Origin of the sequence: Streptomyces sp. NBC_01716 (genome assembly GCF_036248275.1) — a bacterium.
Lineage (GTDB): Bacteria > Actinomycetota > Actinomycetes > Streptomycetales > Streptomycetaceae > Streptomyces.
In genome coordinates this window covers 6968302-6983673 of record NZ_CP109181.1, presented here as the reverse complement: position 1 = coordinate 6983673, position 15372 = coordinate 6968302, and the positions used below count along the sequence as shown (strand labels likewise).

At 72.8% G+C, this 15372-nt stretch carries 14 protein-coding genes; 5 read left to right on the top strand and 9 right to left on the bottom strand.

Translation table 11 applies throughout. The features are described from left to right. Positions 1-628: 628 nt before the first annotated feature. Both OIE74_RS30745 and OIE74_RS30740 read left to right on the top strand, forming a co-directional pair. Positions 629-2437, top strand: a complete 1809-nt coding sequence (locus OIE74_RS30745) for a glycoside hydrolase family 15 protein (protein WP_329392507.1) — start codon at positions 629-631, stop codon at positions 2435-2437. Positions 2438-2510: 73 nt separating this feature from the next. Next, positions 2511-4142, top strand: a complete 1632-nt coding sequence (locus OIE74_RS30740; RefSeq protein WP_329389396.1) for a PucR family transcriptional regulator — start codon at positions 2511-2513, stop codon at positions 4140-4142. Positions 4143-4176: 34 nt separating this feature from the next. Here the strand turns inward: OIE74_RS30740 and OIE74_RS30735 are convergent, their stop codons facing one another. The 5 genes from OIE74_RS30735 to OIE74_RS30715 form a co-directional block, all read right to left on the bottom strand. Beyond that, positions 4177-5283, bottom strand: coding sequence for a glycosyltransferase family 4 protein (locus OIE74_RS30735; RefSeq protein ID WP_329389394.1), 1107 nt, complete (start codon positions 5281-5283; stop codon positions 4177-4179). A gap of 233 nt (positions 5284-5516) precedes the next feature. Next, positions 5517-7256: a DNA repair protein RecN gene (gene recN, locus OIE74_RS30730; RefSeq protein ID WP_329389392.1), complete on the bottom strand. Its 1740-nt coding sequence runs from the start codon at positions 7254-7256 to the stop codon at positions 5517-5519. Between the two features lie 189 nt (positions 7257-7445). After that, positions 7446-8378, bottom strand: a complete 933-nt coding sequence (locus OIE74_RS30725; RefSeq protein WP_329389390.1) for an NAD kinase — start codon at positions 8376-8378, stop codon at positions 7446-7448. Beyond that, positions 8375-9190 carry a TlyA family RNA methyltransferase gene (locus tag OIE74_RS30720; RefSeq protein WP_329389387.1) on the bottom strand — a complete coding sequence of 272 codons (816 nt, stop codon included), beginning with the start codon at positions 9188-9190 and terminating at the stop codon, positions 8375-8377. The genes OIE74_RS30725 and OIE74_RS30720 overlap by 4 nt, the downstream gene beginning before the upstream one ends. 7 nt (positions 9191-9197) lie before the next feature. After that, positions 9198-9614, bottom strand: coding sequence for a hypothetical protein (locus tag OIE74_RS30715; RefSeq protein ID WP_329389385.1), 417 nt, complete (start codon positions 9612-9614; stop codon positions 9198-9200). 42 nt (positions 9615-9656) lie between these two features. Here OIE74_RS30715 and OIE74_RS30710 point away from each other — a divergent pair, with 42 nt between their 5' ends. Next, positions 9657-10004 (top strand): SCP2 sterol-binding domain-containing protein, encoded by a 348-nt coding sequence (locus OIE74_RS30710; RefSeq protein ID WP_329389383.1) that lies wholly within the window; start codon positions 9657-9659, stop codon positions 10002-10004. 42 nt (positions 10005-10046) lie between these two features. Here OIE74_RS30710 and OIE74_RS30705 read toward each other — a convergent pair whose 3' ends face one another. The 3 genes from OIE74_RS30705 to OIE74_RS30695 form a co-directional block, all read right to left on the bottom strand. After that, the gene (locus OIE74_RS30705; RefSeq protein ID WP_329389381.1) at positions 10047-10862 is read right to left on the bottom strand and encodes an ABC transporter ATP-binding protein; all 816 of its coding nucleotides are present in this window, start codon (positions 10860-10862) and stop codon (positions 10047-10049) included. 131 nt (positions 10863-10993) lie between these two features. Continuing rightward, entirely contained in the window at positions 10994-12043 is a 1050-nt protein-coding gene (locus OIE74_RS30700; protein ID WP_329392505.1) for a FecCD family ABC transporter permease, read from the bottom strand. Positions 12044-12078: 35 nt separating this feature from the next. Next, positions 12079-13137, bottom strand: a complete 1059-nt coding sequence (locus tag OIE74_RS30695; RefSeq protein ID WP_443076281.1) for a FecCD family ABC transporter permease — start codon at positions 13135-13137, stop codon at positions 12079-12081. A gap of 64 nt (positions 13138-13201) precedes the next feature. Between OIE74_RS30695 and OIE74_RS30690 the strand changes: the two genes are divergently transcribed. Both OIE74_RS30690 and OIE74_RS30685 read left to right on the top strand, forming a co-directional pair. Beyond that, positions 13202-13447, top strand: a complete 246-nt coding sequence (locus OIE74_RS30690) for a hypothetical protein (protein ID WP_329389379.1) — start codon at positions 13202-13204, stop codon at positions 13445-13447. Continuing rightward, positions 13444-14277, top strand: a complete 834-nt coding sequence (locus OIE74_RS30685) for a siderophore-interacting protein (protein ID WP_329389377.1) — start codon at positions 13444-13446, stop codon at positions 14275-14277. The genes OIE74_RS30690 and OIE74_RS30685 overlap by 4 nt, the downstream gene beginning before the upstream one ends. A 35-nt stretch (positions 14278-14312) precedes the next feature. Here the strand turns inward: OIE74_RS30685 and OIE74_RS30680 are convergent, their stop codons facing one another. Further along, positions 14313-15341, bottom strand: coding sequence for an HAD hydrolase-like protein (locus OIE74_RS30680; RefSeq protein WP_329389375.1), 1029 nt, complete (start codon positions 15339-15341; stop codon positions 14313-14315). Positions 15342-15372 lie beyond the last annotated feature (31 nt).

Below are 15372 nucleotides of genomic sequence, written 5' to 3'. Positions count from 1 at the left end.
CGGCCGTCGCTGCGGTTCGGGGCCCCCGAGAAGCGCTGGGGGGCCATCCGTCCACGGGCCACCAGGGTATCAGCGACGGCGGGGGGACGTTCGCGTCGGCCGCGCGGGGGCGGCGCGGCGCCCGGTCGGCGGGCCCTCGCGACGCGCGCGGGACGCGACCGCCGGCGACCCCGGAATCACCTCGTGACGAGATGCCCGCGAAACCGGCGCGGACACCATGACAAAGACCTTTTCCAGCCAATCCACGAAGGGTGTTTGACGGTCTGTCAACCCCTGCCCAAGATCACAAGTTGATCACCCCATGAGCCTGAATGATCAGCACACGGTCACCATGCGGTCACGTCCCGGTCACCAGGCCGTCGGCAGCCAGTTGTCGGCCCGTTACCGCACGTCATCGGACCTGCGACGGCTTGGGTTGTGTCACTGTCGGCCAACTCGTTCGGCTCATTTGTGTTGCCTGGACACCTGCGCGGATCTCCGAAGTGCGTCGTATCCTGCTCGGACATTCGCTGCCGAGTCCGGCCGGCAAACGGCACTACCCCCGCCCGTGTTCCCGGAAAAAGAGCTCGTCAACGACCCTTGACCGCAGTAATCGCCCCCCGGGGCGAACGTGGCCGTTCGACTGGAGATGCACGTGGCCGGGCGCATCGAGGATTACGCACTCATCGGAGACATGCAGACCGCCGCCCTGGTCTGCCGGGACGGCACAGTCGACTGGCTGTGCCTGCCCCGCTTCGATTCGCAGGCCGTGTTCGCGGCTCTGCTGGGGACCGACGAACACGGTTTCTGGCGGCTCGGACCGGCCTCCCCCGCGGGGGCCGAGCCCCCGCGAGCCGATCGGCGCCGCTATGTGGGCGACTCCCTGATCCTGGAATCGGAGTGGGACACGCCGCGCGGCACGGTCAGAGTGACCGATTTCATGCCGCCGCGTGACGGCGCGCCGCAGCTGATCCGGATCGTGGAAGGTGTAAGCGGCCGGGTGCCGATGCGCTCCGCGCTGCGGATGCGTTTCAGCTACGGCCGGGTGGTGCCCTGGGTGCACCAGGTGGACAACCGCACCGTCGCCGTCGCCGGACCGGACTCGATCTGGCTCGACACCGAGGCGGACACGTACGGCAAGAACCTGACGACGTACTCCGACTTCACAGTGGCCCCCGGCGACCGCGTCACGTTCACCATCAGCTGGCAGCCCTCGCACCGGCAGCCGCCCGCGCTGCCGGACCCCGAGGGATCGCTGGAGGCGACCTCGGACTTCTGGCGGGAGTGGGTCGAGCACTGTACGTACCACGGCCCCTACCGCGAGGCAGTCGTCCGCTCGCTGATCACGCTCAAGGCCCTGACGTACGCGCCGACCGGCGGCATCGTCGCCGCGCCCACGACCTCGCTGCCCGAGGAGATCGGGGGCGTACGGAACTGGGACTACCGCTACACCTGGCTGCGCGACGCCGCCATCACCCTGTCCTCCCTGCTGCGCACCGGCTACCGCGAGGAGGCCCGCGCCTGGCGCGAGTGGCTGCTCCGGGCCGTCGCCGGCGACCCCGAGAATCTCCAGATCATGTACGGGATCGCGGGCGAGCGTGAGCTGGGTGAGGCGGAGCTGGACTGGCTGCCCGGCTACGAGAGGTCGGGCCCGGTCCGGGTGGGCAACGGCGCGGCGCACCAGCTCCAGCTCGACGTGTACGGCGAGGTCACCGAGGCCCTGCACCTGGCGCATATGACGGGCCTGGCCCGCAACGACTACGCCTCGCTGCTCCAGCTCAAGCTGATCGATTATCTGGAGACGCACTGGGACCAGCCCGACGAGGGCATCTGGGAGGTGCGCGGGCCGCGCCGCCACTTCGTGCACTCGAAGGTGATGGCGTGGGTCGCGGTCGACCGGACGATCAAGCTGATCGAGTCCGGCGACGCCGACGGCCCGCTGGAGCGCTGGCGCGAGATGCGCGACGACATCCACCACGACGTGTGTGAGAAGGGTTACGACAAGGAGCGCAACACCTTCACACAGTCCTACGGCTCCAAGGAACTGGACGCCTCGCTGCTGCTGATCCCGCAGATGGGCTTCCTGCCGCCGGACGACAAGCGCGTCATCGGCACCATCGAGGCGATCCAGCGCGAGCTCTCCACGGAGGACGGCTTCGTCCTGCGCTACCCGACCGCGGGCGACGACGCCGGCGTGGACGGTCTGGAGGGCGACGAAGGCGCGTTCCTGGCCTGCTCGTTCTGGCTGGCCGACGACCTCGCGATGATCGGCCGGGTCGACGAGGCCCGCAAGCTCTTCGAGAAGCTGCTGGCGCTCCGTAACGACCTCGGCCTGCTCGCCGAGGAGTGGGACCCGAAGCTCCAGCGCCAGGTCGGCAACTTCCCGCAGGCGTTCAGCCATGTCCCGCTGATCGACACGGCGCTGCGCCTGACGGCTTCGGGAGCGTACGGCGGCTGACGCCGGGAGGCGGCCGACGGCCCGCGGGTCCGGAGACGGACATGGACGCGCGGGCCGGGTAGCGTCCGGCCCCATGGACGATCAGGGCGGAATCACCGTGCGGCGGGCCCTGGAGCTGCCGGGGCTCCGCGCCGGGCTCCCGGAGGTCGTCGCGGGGGCGGACCGGCTGCACCGCACCGTGCGCTGGGTGCACGCGGGCGAGGTGCCCAACATCGCGTCGCTGCTCAAGGGCGGCGAGCTGCTGCTCACCACCGGCATCGGTCTTGGGTCCCGCCCCGCCGAGCAGCGCGTCTTCGTGCGCGGGCTCGCCGATCGCGGGATCGCCGCGCTGGTGGTGGAACTGGGACCGCGGTTCGGGCGGCTGCCCGCCGCCGTCGTGGACGCGGCGCGGGCGGCCGGGCTGCCGCTGGTACAGCTGCACCGTGAGGTGCCGTTCGTCTCGGTGACCGAGGAGATCCACACCGAGATCGTCAACGGTCACTACGCGCTGCTGCGCCAGGCCGACGAGGTCCACCGGCGGTGCACGGACGCGCTGCTCGACGGGGGCGGTGTGCCCCAGGTGCTTCGTATCCTCGCCGACTTCGCGGGCAACCCGGTCTTCCTGGAGACCGCCGAAGGGCAGTTGCTGTACGCGGCGGCCGGTGCGGCGGGGGCCCCGACGGCCGCGGAGCCGCTCCAGGTCTGGGAGGGGCTGCGGGCGCGGCGGGCCGACCGTGAGGCGGGGCCGCCCGCCGGCACGGTGCTGGTGGACGTGCCCGGTGGCGGGCACGGGGCCGGTTCCGTACGGGCGCGGCTCGTACTGCCTCCGGTGGCTGCCCCGTTGCTGCCGGTGCACCGGATGGCGGCCGAACGGGCGGCGGGCATCCTGGCGGTGGTCCTGATGCAGGCGCGCCAGGAGGACGAGCTGGCCGCGCGCGGCCGGGGCGATTTCCTCACCGATCTGGCGGAGGGCCGTGTCACGGCGGACGACGCGCCCGCGCAGGCCGCGGTGCTGGGGTTCCGGCCGGGCGAGGGGCCGCTGCTGCCGGTGGTGATGCGGCTGGACCCCGGGCCCGCTCCGTCGGGCAACTGGGCGCCGCTGGCCCGGGCCGTACTGGAGGAGCTGGGGATTCTCGGGGTGCCGGTGCTCCTGGGCGTACGTCCCGTGGAGGGCCGGATCCCGCTGCTGATCGGGCTGCGCTCCGCGTCCGAACGCGCGGCGGTGGCCGACCGGGTGGCCGCGGCGCTGCGGGCGGGCGTGGCACGGGCCGGACTTGAGCGTCCCGGCGGACCCCGGCCCGTGGTGGTCGTCGGGGTCCCCGGTGGCTGGGCGGTGGCGGGCGCGGGACTGCGCCACGCGGCGGAGACCGCGACGGCGGCCGGGGGTCTGCCGGAGCGGCCGTGGCACGACGCCGGACGGCTGGACATCGATCTGCTGCTGTGGCGGCTGCGGGACCACCCCGACCTGTCGGCGTTCGTGGACCGCGCGATCGGCCCGCTGCTCGCCCATGACCGCACGTCCCGCGCCCCGTTGCTGCCGACGCTGGCGACGTTCCTGGACCACGCGGGCCGCAAGGCGGAGACGGCGCGCGAACTTCACCTGAACCGGCAGACCCTCTACAACCGGCTGGCCCGTATCTCCGAACTGCTCGGCACGGACCTGGACGACCCGCAGACAGTGCTGGCCCTGAGCCTGGCGCTGCGGGCGCGGCGCCACGTGCGCTGAGCGAGAACTGGTGGGCGAGGGACTCGGGCCCGCGTCACCTCGGCGGCGACTGCGCCAACTCGTCGTAGACGCTGAGGACTTGGGCGATCGTGTGGTCCTCCGTCGGCCAGGTCGCCGCGCGGACCGGCCCGGCCGCCGCGAGTTCGGCCCGCCGCCCGGGGTCGGCCAGCAGCCGGGTCACCGTGTCCGCGAGGGCGGCGGCGTCACCGTACGGGACCAGCTCCGCCGCGTCGCCCACGAGTTCGGGTACGGCGCCGACCGCCGTGGCGACCAGGGGGACACCGAGCCGCAGCGCCTCCTGGGCCAGCAGCGAGCGGGCCTCCCAGCGGCTGGGCAGGAGAGCGATGTCGGCGGCGGCGAGGAGCTGGCTCACGTCGTCACGCCGGCCCACGAGGCTGACCGGCAGGCCCTCGTTGTCGATCCGCCCCTGGAGCAGGGCCCGTTCACGGCCCTCGCCCGCGATGACCAGCAGCGGTACGGGATCAAGACCGCGCCAGGTCCGCGCCGCGTCCAGCAGGGTGCCGTAACCCCGTCCGGGTACGAGGCTGCCGACCGCCATCAGCAACGGCCGCCCCATCGCGCCCAGTTCGGCGCGGGCCTTGTCGTCCGCGTCGTATCCCTCGTCCTCGCCGCGCGCCGGGGTCCGGCGCGGGGCCGGGACCGCGACCGGCGCGAGGCGCGCGTCGCGGGCGCCGCGCTCGCGGGCCCGGTCGACCAGCTCGGACGAGGTGCCGAGGACAACTGCCGCCGCCCTGACGGCTCTTCGCTCAAGAAGCCGGAGCAGCTGGCCGCGCGGCCCGTCGGCGTGCACGCGGGTGTGCCAGGTGACGACGAGCGGCACGCGCCGGCCACCGAGGGCGACCGCCGCGCGTACGGCGGCGTGCAGTCCGTGCGCGTGGACCACATCGGCGGTGGCGCAGACGGCCCGAAGTGCCCCGAGCGAGACGGGGTCCCCGCGCCGGGCCACCGGCACATGGTCGGCGCCACAGCCCCGGAAGTCGTGGATCGCTTCCAGCGAGTCCGGCGCACAGACCGTGACACGCACGCCACGGGCGACGAGTCCGGCCGCCAGCGATCTGACATGCGCGCTGCTGCCCGCACTGCCACCGCCGAGGACCTGGACCGTACGCAGCTGTGTCACGTGGTCAAGGCTCCTGTTTTCCGGTGGTGTGTGCCGTCCCCAAGGATGCCAGCCGGTACGGACCTTCCGGCACCGAGGGGGCACGGCGGGTGTGTCGATCGGGCGACTACCCGCCCGATATCACTCACATGAGTGACGTCAGGGCGCGCCCCACTTACGGTACCGGCCGGAGCGCGGAGGCCGTACGCCGCCCGCGCGGCCCGCCACCGCCGCCCGCGCCGGCGCGGCTCGCGCTACGCGTCCGCGCGGGCTGTCGCCAGCAGTTCCTCCGCGTGGGCGCGGGCCGTCTCCGAGTCCTCCTGGCCGGCCAGCATCCGGGACAACTCCCGTACCCGGTCCTCGCCTTCGAGAGCCGTGACACCGGAGCGGGTCACCGAGCCGTCGTTCGTCTTCTCCACCAGCAGCTGCCGGTCGGCGAACGCCGCGACCTGCGGCAGATGCGTGACGACCACCACCTGCGCGGACTTGGCGAGCTTCGCGAGCCGGCGGCCGACCTCGACCGCGGCCTTGCCGCCGACGCCCGCGTCCACCTCGTCGAAGAGATATGTCGGCACCGGATCGGACCCGGCGAAGACAACCTCGACCGCGAGCATGACGCGCGAGAGCTCACCGCCGGACGCGCCCTTGGCGATCGGCCGCGGCTGGGCGCCGGGGTGCGGGGCCAGCAGCAGTTCGACCTCGTCGGCCCCGGACGAGCCGTAGGCCACCGGCCGGCCGCCCACCTCGACACCGTCCGGGTCCTCGGACTGCCGTACGTCGAACGAGACGCGCGCGTGCGGCATCGCGAGTGACGCGAGTTCGGCGGTGACGGCTTCCGCGAAGCGCGCCGCCGCCTCCGTACGGGCGTCGGTCAACGCCTGTGCCAGGACGGACAGTTCACCCAGCAGAGTGGCGTGCTCGGCCGTCAGCTCGCCGATCCGGTCGTCGTCGCCTTCGAGTTCGGTCAGCCGCGCCGCGTTCTCCTGCGCCCAGGCGAGCACTTCGGTGATGTCCTGGCCGTACTTGCGCGTCAGCCCGGTGAGCGCGGCCCGCCGCTCCTCGACCGCCGCGAGGCGCAGCGGGTCGGAGTCCAAGTTGTCGGCGTAACCCGCGAGTTCACCGGCCACGTCCGCCAGCAGGATCGCGATCTCGCCCATCCGCTCGGCAAGTACGGCGAGAGCAGGGTCGTGGGACCGTACGGCGTCCAGGGCCCGTCCCGCGCCGCCCACGAGTGTCGTGGCGTCGCCGCCCGCCGACGGATCCTCGGGGTCACCGGCGAGCGCCGCGTGCGCGAGGGACGCCGCGGACGCCAGCGCCTCGGCGTGGCCGAGCCGTTCGGCCTCGGCGGCCAGTTCGGTGTCCTCGCCCGGCAGGGGCTCGACGGCGGCGATCTCGTTCAGGCCGAAGCGCAGCAGGTCGGCCTCCTGCGCGCGCTCACGGGCGCGGGTGGTCAGCTCCTCCAGCTCGGCGGCGACGGTCCGCAGCCGCCGGTAGGCCTCGGTGTACTTGGCGAGCGGGGCCGCGACCGCGTCCCCCGCGTACCGGTCGAGCGCCTGCCGCTGCCGCGCGGGCCGCAGCAGACCCTGCTGGTCGGTCTGGCCGTGTACGGCGACGAGGTCGTCCGCCAGCTCGGCCAGCACGCCCACCGGCACGGAACGGCCGCCGATGTGGGCGCGCGAGCGCCCCTCGGCCGACACGGTCCGGCTGATCAGCAGCGCGCCGTCGTCGAGCTCGGCGCCCGCCTCCTCCGCCCGCAGGGCGGCCGGGGCATCGGCGGACATGGTGAGCCGCCCCTCCACCACCGCGGCCTTGGTACCGATCCGCACCAGCGCGGGGTCGGCGCGACCGCCGAGCAGCAGCGCCAGACTGGTGACGACCATGGTCTTGCCCGCGCCTGTCTCGCCGGTCACCGCGGTGAACCCCGGCGACAGCTCGACAACCGCGTCGTCGATGACCCCGAGCGACCGTATCCGCATCTCCTCCAACACGGACACGACCTTACGAGGTCCGAAGCCCGGTGTGCGACGGCCCCCGCCCTCCGGTTCGATCCCGGAGGCGCTCGCGGGGGCGCGATCCGCTCATCTCGCGCCCCGTGACGACATGGCGGTACGGCGACGTGGCGGTGTGTGACGGTGGAAGCGGTATACGGATTTGGCGACACGGCGACGCCCGGCGGACAGGGCCTAGTGCGGCGCCCCGCGCCACCCCGCCACCGGGAGGGCGAACTTCGCCACCAGCCGGTCGGTGAAGGACGCCTGGTGCAGGCGTGCCAGCCGTACGGGGACCGCCCCGCGCCGTACCTCCACCCGGGCGCCCGCCGGCAGCTCCACCGTCCTGCGGCCGTCGCACCACAGCACCCCGTGCGGCGTGTGCGGCTGCACCTCCACCGCGAGCACCGACTTCGGCGAGGTCACCAGCGGCTTGGCGAACAGCGCGTGCGCGCTGATCGGCACCATCAGCAGCGCCTCCACCTCGGGCCACACCACAGGACCGCCGGCCGAGAAGGCGTACGCCGTCGAACCGGTCGGGGTCGCGCACACGATGCCGTCGCAGCCGAAGCCGGTCACCGGCCGCCCGTCGATCTCCAGGACGACTTCGAGCATCCGCTCGGGCGACACCTTCTGCACGGCCGCCTCGTTGAGCGCCCAGTCCTCGTACACGACCGTGCCGTTGCTGTGCACGAGGACGTCGATGGTCATCCGTTCCTCGACCTCGTACGCGCGGGTGACGACCCGGTCCACGACCTTGTCGAGATCGTCGCGCTCCGCCTCCGCGAGGAAGCCGACCCGGCCCAGGTTGACGCCGAGCATCGGCACACCCGAGGTGCGCGCGAAGGACGCGCCGCGCAGCAGCGTGCCGTCGCCCCCGAGCACGATCAGCAGTTCACAGCCGTTCAGCGCGCCGGACGCGTCTTCCGGGACGGTCTCGACGGCCGACGGGAGCGGCAGGTCGGCCGCCTCGGCGGCCAGCACCCGTACACCGAGGCCGTTGCGCAGCAGTCCCTGCACGACCAGTTCGGCGCTGCGGATCGCGGCGGGCCTGCCGGTGTGGGCCAGCAGGAAGACCGTGCGTCGTTCCGCACCGGTCCGCTCGGTCTGTTCTGCGTTCGTCGTCAACGGGGTCCCTCCGCCACAGCACGGTCGACATCGGCCGGGTCGACATCGGGCGCCCCGGCGGTGAGCCACAGGAAGTATTCGACGTTCCCGGCGGGTCCGGGCAGCGGGCTCGCGGTGACGCCCCGTGTCCCGAGGCCGAGTTCCGCCGCTTTGCGCGCCACTGTCCGTACGGCCTCGGCCCGCAGCTGCGGGCTGCGCACGACGCCGCCGCTGCCGAGGCGTTCCTTGCCCACCTCGAACTGCGGCTTGACCATCAGGACCAGGTCCGCGTCGGGCGCGGCGCACCGCGCCAGCGCGGGCAGCACCAGGCCCAGCGGAATGAACGACAGATCACCCACGATCAGGTCCACCGGCTCTCCTTCGATGATCTCCAGCGTCAACTCACGTACGTTCGTACGGTCCTTGACGGTGACGCGTTCATCGCTCCGCAGAGACCAGGCGAGTTGCCCGTATCCGACGTCCACCGCGACGACCTCCCGGGCCCCCGACCGCAGGAGCACATCGGTGAAGCCGCCGGTCGACGCTCCCGCGTCCAGCGCCCTGCGCCCCTCGACCCGCAGGCCCTGGGGGACGAAGGCGGCGAAGGCGCCCGCGAGTTTGTGCCCGCCGCGCGAGACGTAACCGGGATCGCCGCCGTCATCGGCGACGACCACGGCGGCGCTCTTCTCGACCTGGGTGGCCGGCTTGGTCGCGGTGGCGCCGGCGACGGTCACCCGTCCCGCGGCGATCAGTTGGGTCGCGTGCTCACGGGAGCGCGCGAGTTTGCGGCGTACCAGCTCGGCGTCGAGGCGTTGGCGTGCCACTCCTGCCACGTTCGGTTCAGCTCCTGTGGTCGTACGGCTGCGCGGGGCCGGGCCGGGGGGCGGCCTGGCCTGGTCCGGGGCGTACGTCGAGCGCGGTGAGCGCGTCGCGCAGGCCCCGGTGCACATCCTCGTACACGTCGAGGTGGCCGTCCGCCGGGAGGTGGTCCGCGTCGCCGAGTCTGGCCAGATTCTCGTCCACCTCGGGATTGCCGGTGGGGACGCGCTCTATGCCGAGAGGTGAGGGGGCCGCGGGGTCGTGGGCCGGGGCGGGGGGCTCGGGCTCGGTCCCGGGCTGCGGCTGCGCCTCCGGCCGCGGCTCGGTCCCGTACCGCGGCTCGGTCCCGTACCGCGGCTCGGTCCCGTACCGCGGCTCCGGCTCGGGGGGAGGGGAGGCCCGCTGCTCGTCGGCCGGGCCCGCCGTCTCGTCGCTCATGCCCAGACGCTACCGCGAAGCCCTGGGGTACCGTCGATCACGATGGCGACGAAGGAGGAGTGCCGCAGCGCACTCGAAAAGCTCTCGGACAACATGGCGCGGGCGGACCACGGGATCCGCGGGGCGGCCGGTTTCGACCGCTCGCTGAGCTGCCACATAACGGACCTCGACGCGACCTTCACCGGCCGGATCGAGGAGGGCCGGATCGAGGTGCTGGACACCCACGAAGGACCGCCGCGTGAGAAGGCGCAGATCAGGCTCGCGATGGCGGGCGACGATCTGGTGGCCATGGTTGACGGCGAGTTGAACTTCGCCAAGGCGTGGGGCTCGGGGCGGGTCAGACTCGAAGCGGGTTTCCGCGATCTGCTGCGGCTGCGTTCGCTGCTCTGAACCAGCCGCCGCCCGGTGCGCGCGGCGGGCGGCGCGTACAGCTCACTTGGACAGTCCCACCGGCACGGTGTGCCGCGCCCTGCGCGCGGCGGGGACGACCAGCGGGGTGCCCGTCTCCGGGTCGTCGATGACCTGGCAGCGGAGCCCGAAGACCCGCTCGACCAGCTCCGCGGTCACGACCTCGGCCGGCGGCCCCTCGGCGTAGATCTCGCCCTCGCGCATCGCGATGAGGTGCGTGGCGTAGCGGGCGGCGTGGTTGAGGTCGTGCAGGACGGCGACGAGCGTACGGCCCTGGGTCTCGTGCAGATCGGCACAGAGGTCGAGGACATCGATCTGGTACTGGATGTCCAGGAATGTCGTGGGCTCGTCCAGGAGCAGGAGCGGGGTCTGCTGGGCGAGCGCCATGGCGATCCAGACCCGCTGCCGCTGGCCGCCGGACAATTCGTCGACATAGCGATCCGCCAGTTCGCCGATGCCGGTCGACGCCATCGACTCCTCGACTATTCGTTCGTCCTGCCTGGACCACTGGCGCAGGAGCGCCTGGTGCGGATAGCGGCCCCGGGCGACCAGGTCGGCGACCGTGATGCCGTCCGGCGCGGTGGACGACTGCGGCAGCAGCCCCAGCGTCCGCGCGACCTTCTTGGCGGGCATGGAGTGGATCGCGGCGCCGTCGAGCAGGACACGGCCCTCGGACGGCTTGAGCATCCGGGACAGGGCCCGCAACAGGGTCGACTTGCCGCAGGCGTTGGGGCCGACGATCACGGTGAACGAGTTGTCGGGGATCTCGACCGACAGATCGCGGGCGATGACCCGCTGGTCGTAGCCGAGGGTCACCGTTTCCGCCGTGAGGCGCTGCATGGTCGTACTCCTGGGGGTGGGAAGACTCGGAGAGACGCTCGGGACGGGAACGGGAACGGGGACGCGAACGGGAGCGGGAGCGGGAGCGGGGGCGGGGGCGGGGGCGGGGCCACGGGCCGGGACGTCGGCGCTCATATACGGCCCGCTCTGCGCTCGGTGACCAGCAGCCAGAGCAGATAGCAGCCGCCGAGCACACCGGTCACCACACCCGCCGGCAGCTGACGGTCGCCGAACGCCGACGTCGCCGTCCAGTCGGCGACCAGCAGCAGCAGAGCTCCCATCGCCGCGGCCGGGCCGAGGTTGGGGCCTGGCGCACGGGTCAGCCGGCGCGCGAGCTGCGGCGCGCTGAGTGCGACGAAGGTGATGGGGCCGGCCGCTGCGGTCGCCACGGAGACGAGCAGTACGGCCGCGGCCATCAGCACGATCCGGGTGCGCTCCACCCGTACACCGAGCGCGTACGCGGCGTCGTCACCCATCTCCAGCATGCGCAACGGCCGTCCGTACACCAGCGCCAGAGGGATGAGTACGGCGCAGACGGCGAGCAGCGGCCAGACCTGTGCCCAGTCCCGGCCGTCGAGCGATCCCGTCATCCACAGCACGGCGCGCGTCGCGTCGACGAGGCTGGCCTTGGTGATCAGGTAGTGGTTGACCGCCGTGAGCATGGCGGCGACACCGATACCGATGAGGACCAGCCGGTAGCCGTGCACGCCGCGCTTCCAGGCGAGCAGATAGATTCCCGCGCCTGTCAGCAGACCGCCGACGACGGCGCCGCCAGCGACGGCGGCCGAGCCGCCGTGGAGGAGGACGATCACACTCAGCGCGCCGACGGTCGCGCCCTGTCCGAAGCCGATCACGTCCGGACTGCCCAGCGGATTACGGGAGATGGACTGGAACACCGCGCCGCCGACGCCGAGCGCCGCACCCACGAGCAGGCCGACCAGGATCCTCGGCAGGCGCAGGTCCTTGACGATGAACTCCTGTGCCGCCGTGCCGTTTCCGAGCAGGGTCGCGACGACGTCACCGGGCGACATCGTGAAGTCGCCCTGTCCGATGAGGATCACGGACATCGCGCAGACGGCGGCGACGAGCAGCAGGACGACGAGGCCGGAGCGGACGTCGAGCCGCAGGGAGAGACCGCCGGTCGTGCGGATCGCGCGCGTGGCGCCCCGGGCGGGGCGCATCCGTACGGGACTGGTCCGTACGCCGTTCCGGACGTTCACAGCTGGGCCATCCTCTTGCGCCGTACGAGCTGGATGAAGACGGGTCCGCCGACGATCGCGGTGACGATGCCGACCTGTACCTCGGCCGGCCGCGCGACGACCCGCCCGATCACATCGGCGCCCAGCAGCAGCACGGGCGACAGCACGGCGGCGTACGGCAGGATCCACCGCAGGTCCGGCCCGGTGATGGCCCGTACGAGATGCGGCACCATCAGCCCGACGAACACGATCGGTCCGCAGGCCGCGGTCGCCGCGCCGCACAGCAGCGTGACGCAGACCATGGCGAGGACGCGGGTACGGGTCAGATGGGCGCCCAGCGACCTCGCCGTGTCGTCGCCCATCTCCAGGGCGTTCAGCGGCCGGGCGATCAGCAGCGCGAGCAGGATGCCGACGGCGATGAAGGGCCATACCTTGCCGACTGTCGACATGTCGGCCGATGCCAGGGACCCCACGGTCCAGAAGCGCAGCCGGTCGAGGGCCGCCGAGTCCAGCAGCTGCACGGCGTTGACGTAGCCGTAGAGCGCCGCCGTGGCGGCGGTGCCGGCGAGGGCGAGCCGTACGGGGGTGGCGCTGCGGCTGCCGCCGAGCGCGTACACGACCACGGAGACGATCGCGGCGCCCGCGAACGCGAACCACACGTACCCGCCGATGGAGGTGACGCCGAAGAAGCTGATGGCCGAGACCACCGCGGCGGCGGCTCCGGCGTTCACTCCCAGCAGTCCCGGTTCGGCGAGGGGGTTTCGGGTGAGCGCCTGCATCACCGCGCCGGCGAGCCCGAGCGCGGCGCCGACCAGCAACCCGAGCAGCGTGCGGGGCAGCCGGACATCGACGACGATCACGTCGTTGCCGGTGCCGGAGTCGTGGAACAGACCATGCCATACATCGCCGAGCGGGATCGACTTGGCGCCGACGGCGATACCGGCGGCACAGACGAGCAGCAGGACTCCGACGGACACCAGCAGCCCGGCGGCGCGCAGCGTACGGCGCTTACGGGTCACGGTGAGCGGTACGGGCTCCGCGCTCAGTTCGGATTCGGGGGGACTGTCGACCAACACGAGGGTTAGGTTAGCCTACCCTCACGCTTGATCCTCAAGAGGGAAGCAACGAGGAAACACCGCGATGAACAGCCCCCTTCCGGTTCTCACCCGCCGTTCGCTGCTCACCGGAGTCGGCGCGCTCGGAATCGGCGCGCTCCTCCCCGTCTCCGGACTCGCCAAGCGGCGCCCCTGGAGCCGGCTGCCCGCCGTCAAGGCAGACCAGATCACCCCGTGGTCCATGGAGGAGCGCTACAGCTACGCCGGTTACGCACCCGTGGTCGAACAAGTCGCCGCTGCCATCACCAAGTCGAAGAGGCTGGCCCGATGACCGAGGAACCGTTCCAGTTCTTCAGCCTGACCGCGCTGCGTACGACGCGCCCCTCCCCCTCCTTCGTCCGCGTCACCTTCGGCGGCGACGACGTGGCGCGCCTGGCGTCGGGCGGCCGGGACCAGCGCGTGAAGCTCTTCCTGCCGCGGCCGGGGCAGAACGCCCCCGTCATGCCGGGCCCGGACGACGGGCACTGGTGGGCCGCGTGGCGCGCCCTCGACCCTGACGTACGCGGCGTCATGCGGACGTACACGGTGCGCGATCTGCGGCGCGAGCCCCAGGAGTTGGACATCGACTTCGCCGTGCACGAGGTGGCGCCGGGCTCCGACGAGGGCCCGGCCACCCGCTGGGCGCTGAACGCCGGGTCCGGCGACCGGGTCGGGGTGCTCGCCCCGATCCACGAGGAGAACGTGGCGTACGACTTCCGCCCGCCGGACGGCACCGACTGGATCCTGCTGACCGGCGACGAGTCCGCGCTCCCCGCGGTCGCCGGCATCCTGGAGTCCCTGCCGCCGGGCACCCCCGCGCATGTGTGGATCGCGCTCCAGCACGCCTCCGACCGGTGGGAGCTCTCCACCAAGGCCGACGCGCACCTCACCTGGCTCGTACAGGACGAGTCCGCGCCCGCCACCGAGGAGGCGATCCGCGCGGCCGACCTGCCGGACGGCACGCCGTACGCGTGGCTCGCGGGCGAGTCGGCGACCGTCAAGGCCGTACGCCGACACCTCGTCGGCGAACTCGGCTTCGACCGCGCGGCGGTGAGGTTCACGGGCTACTGGCGGCGCGGCACCTCCGAGGACGAACTGCTGCGCTCGGGCGAGGACGCGTAGGCCCGGGGCACCCCGCGTCACGAAGCCGGGCCCGGCTACAGCCCGAGCTTCGCCAGCGCCTTGCCCCCGTCCAGGGCGCACGAACCGTCCCCGGCGTGTGCCCAGGCCGCGGCGCACAGCGCCCGCAGCCCGTCCATGGCCACGCCGTCGCCGTCGAGCACCAGCGCCTCGTCCCGTACGGCGGCGGTCCACCCGCCGCAGACGAACTCGCCGTCCCGGACCGCCACTTCGGGCTGCCCGGTCAGCAACCCGCGCAGATCCGCGTCCACATACGTCGGCCGGTGCCTCGGCTCGGCGGCCAGCAGCTGCGCCCCGTCCGTCACCCCGGTCAGCACGAGCAGCGAGTCCACATCACCGTTGAACGCGCCCTCGATGTCGGTGTCCAGCCGGTCCCCCACCACGATCGGCCGCTTGGCCCCCGTACGCAGCACCGTCTCCCGGTGCATCGGCGGCAGCGGCTTGCCCGCGACCTGCGGCTCGGCGCCCGTGGCGATCCGTACCACCTCGACGGCCGCCCCGTTGCCCGGGGCGATCCCCCGCGCGCTCGGAATGGTCAGGTCGGTGTTGGACGCGAACCACGGCACCCCACGCGCGATCGCGTACCCGGCCTCGGCGAACCGCCCCCACGCCAGCTCCGGCCCGCCGTACCCCTGCGCCACGGCCGCCGGATCGTCGTCGGCCGACTCCACCGGCTCAAGTCCCCGCTCCCGCAGGGCGACCCGCAGACCCTCGCCACCGATGACCAGCACCCGCGCACCGGCCGGCACCTGCTCGGAGATCAGCCGCGCCACCGCCTGCGCCGACGTGATCACCTCGGCGGGCTCGGCGGGCACCCCCAGCTCCGTCAGATGCGCGGCGACGGCGTCCGGGGTCCGCAGCGCGTTGTTGGTGACGTACGCGAGACGCATGCCGCCGTCCCGGGCCGTGACCAGCGAGTCGACGGCATGGTCGATGGCCTCGCCGCCCGCGTACACAACCCCGTCGAGGTCCAGCAGAGCCGTGTCGTACGCCTCGTGGAGCGCCGTCGCGCTGCCGTCGGGCCTGGTCCTGCTCGGCTGACTCATCAGTCTCCCGTTTCCTCTTCCGCCCCATGAC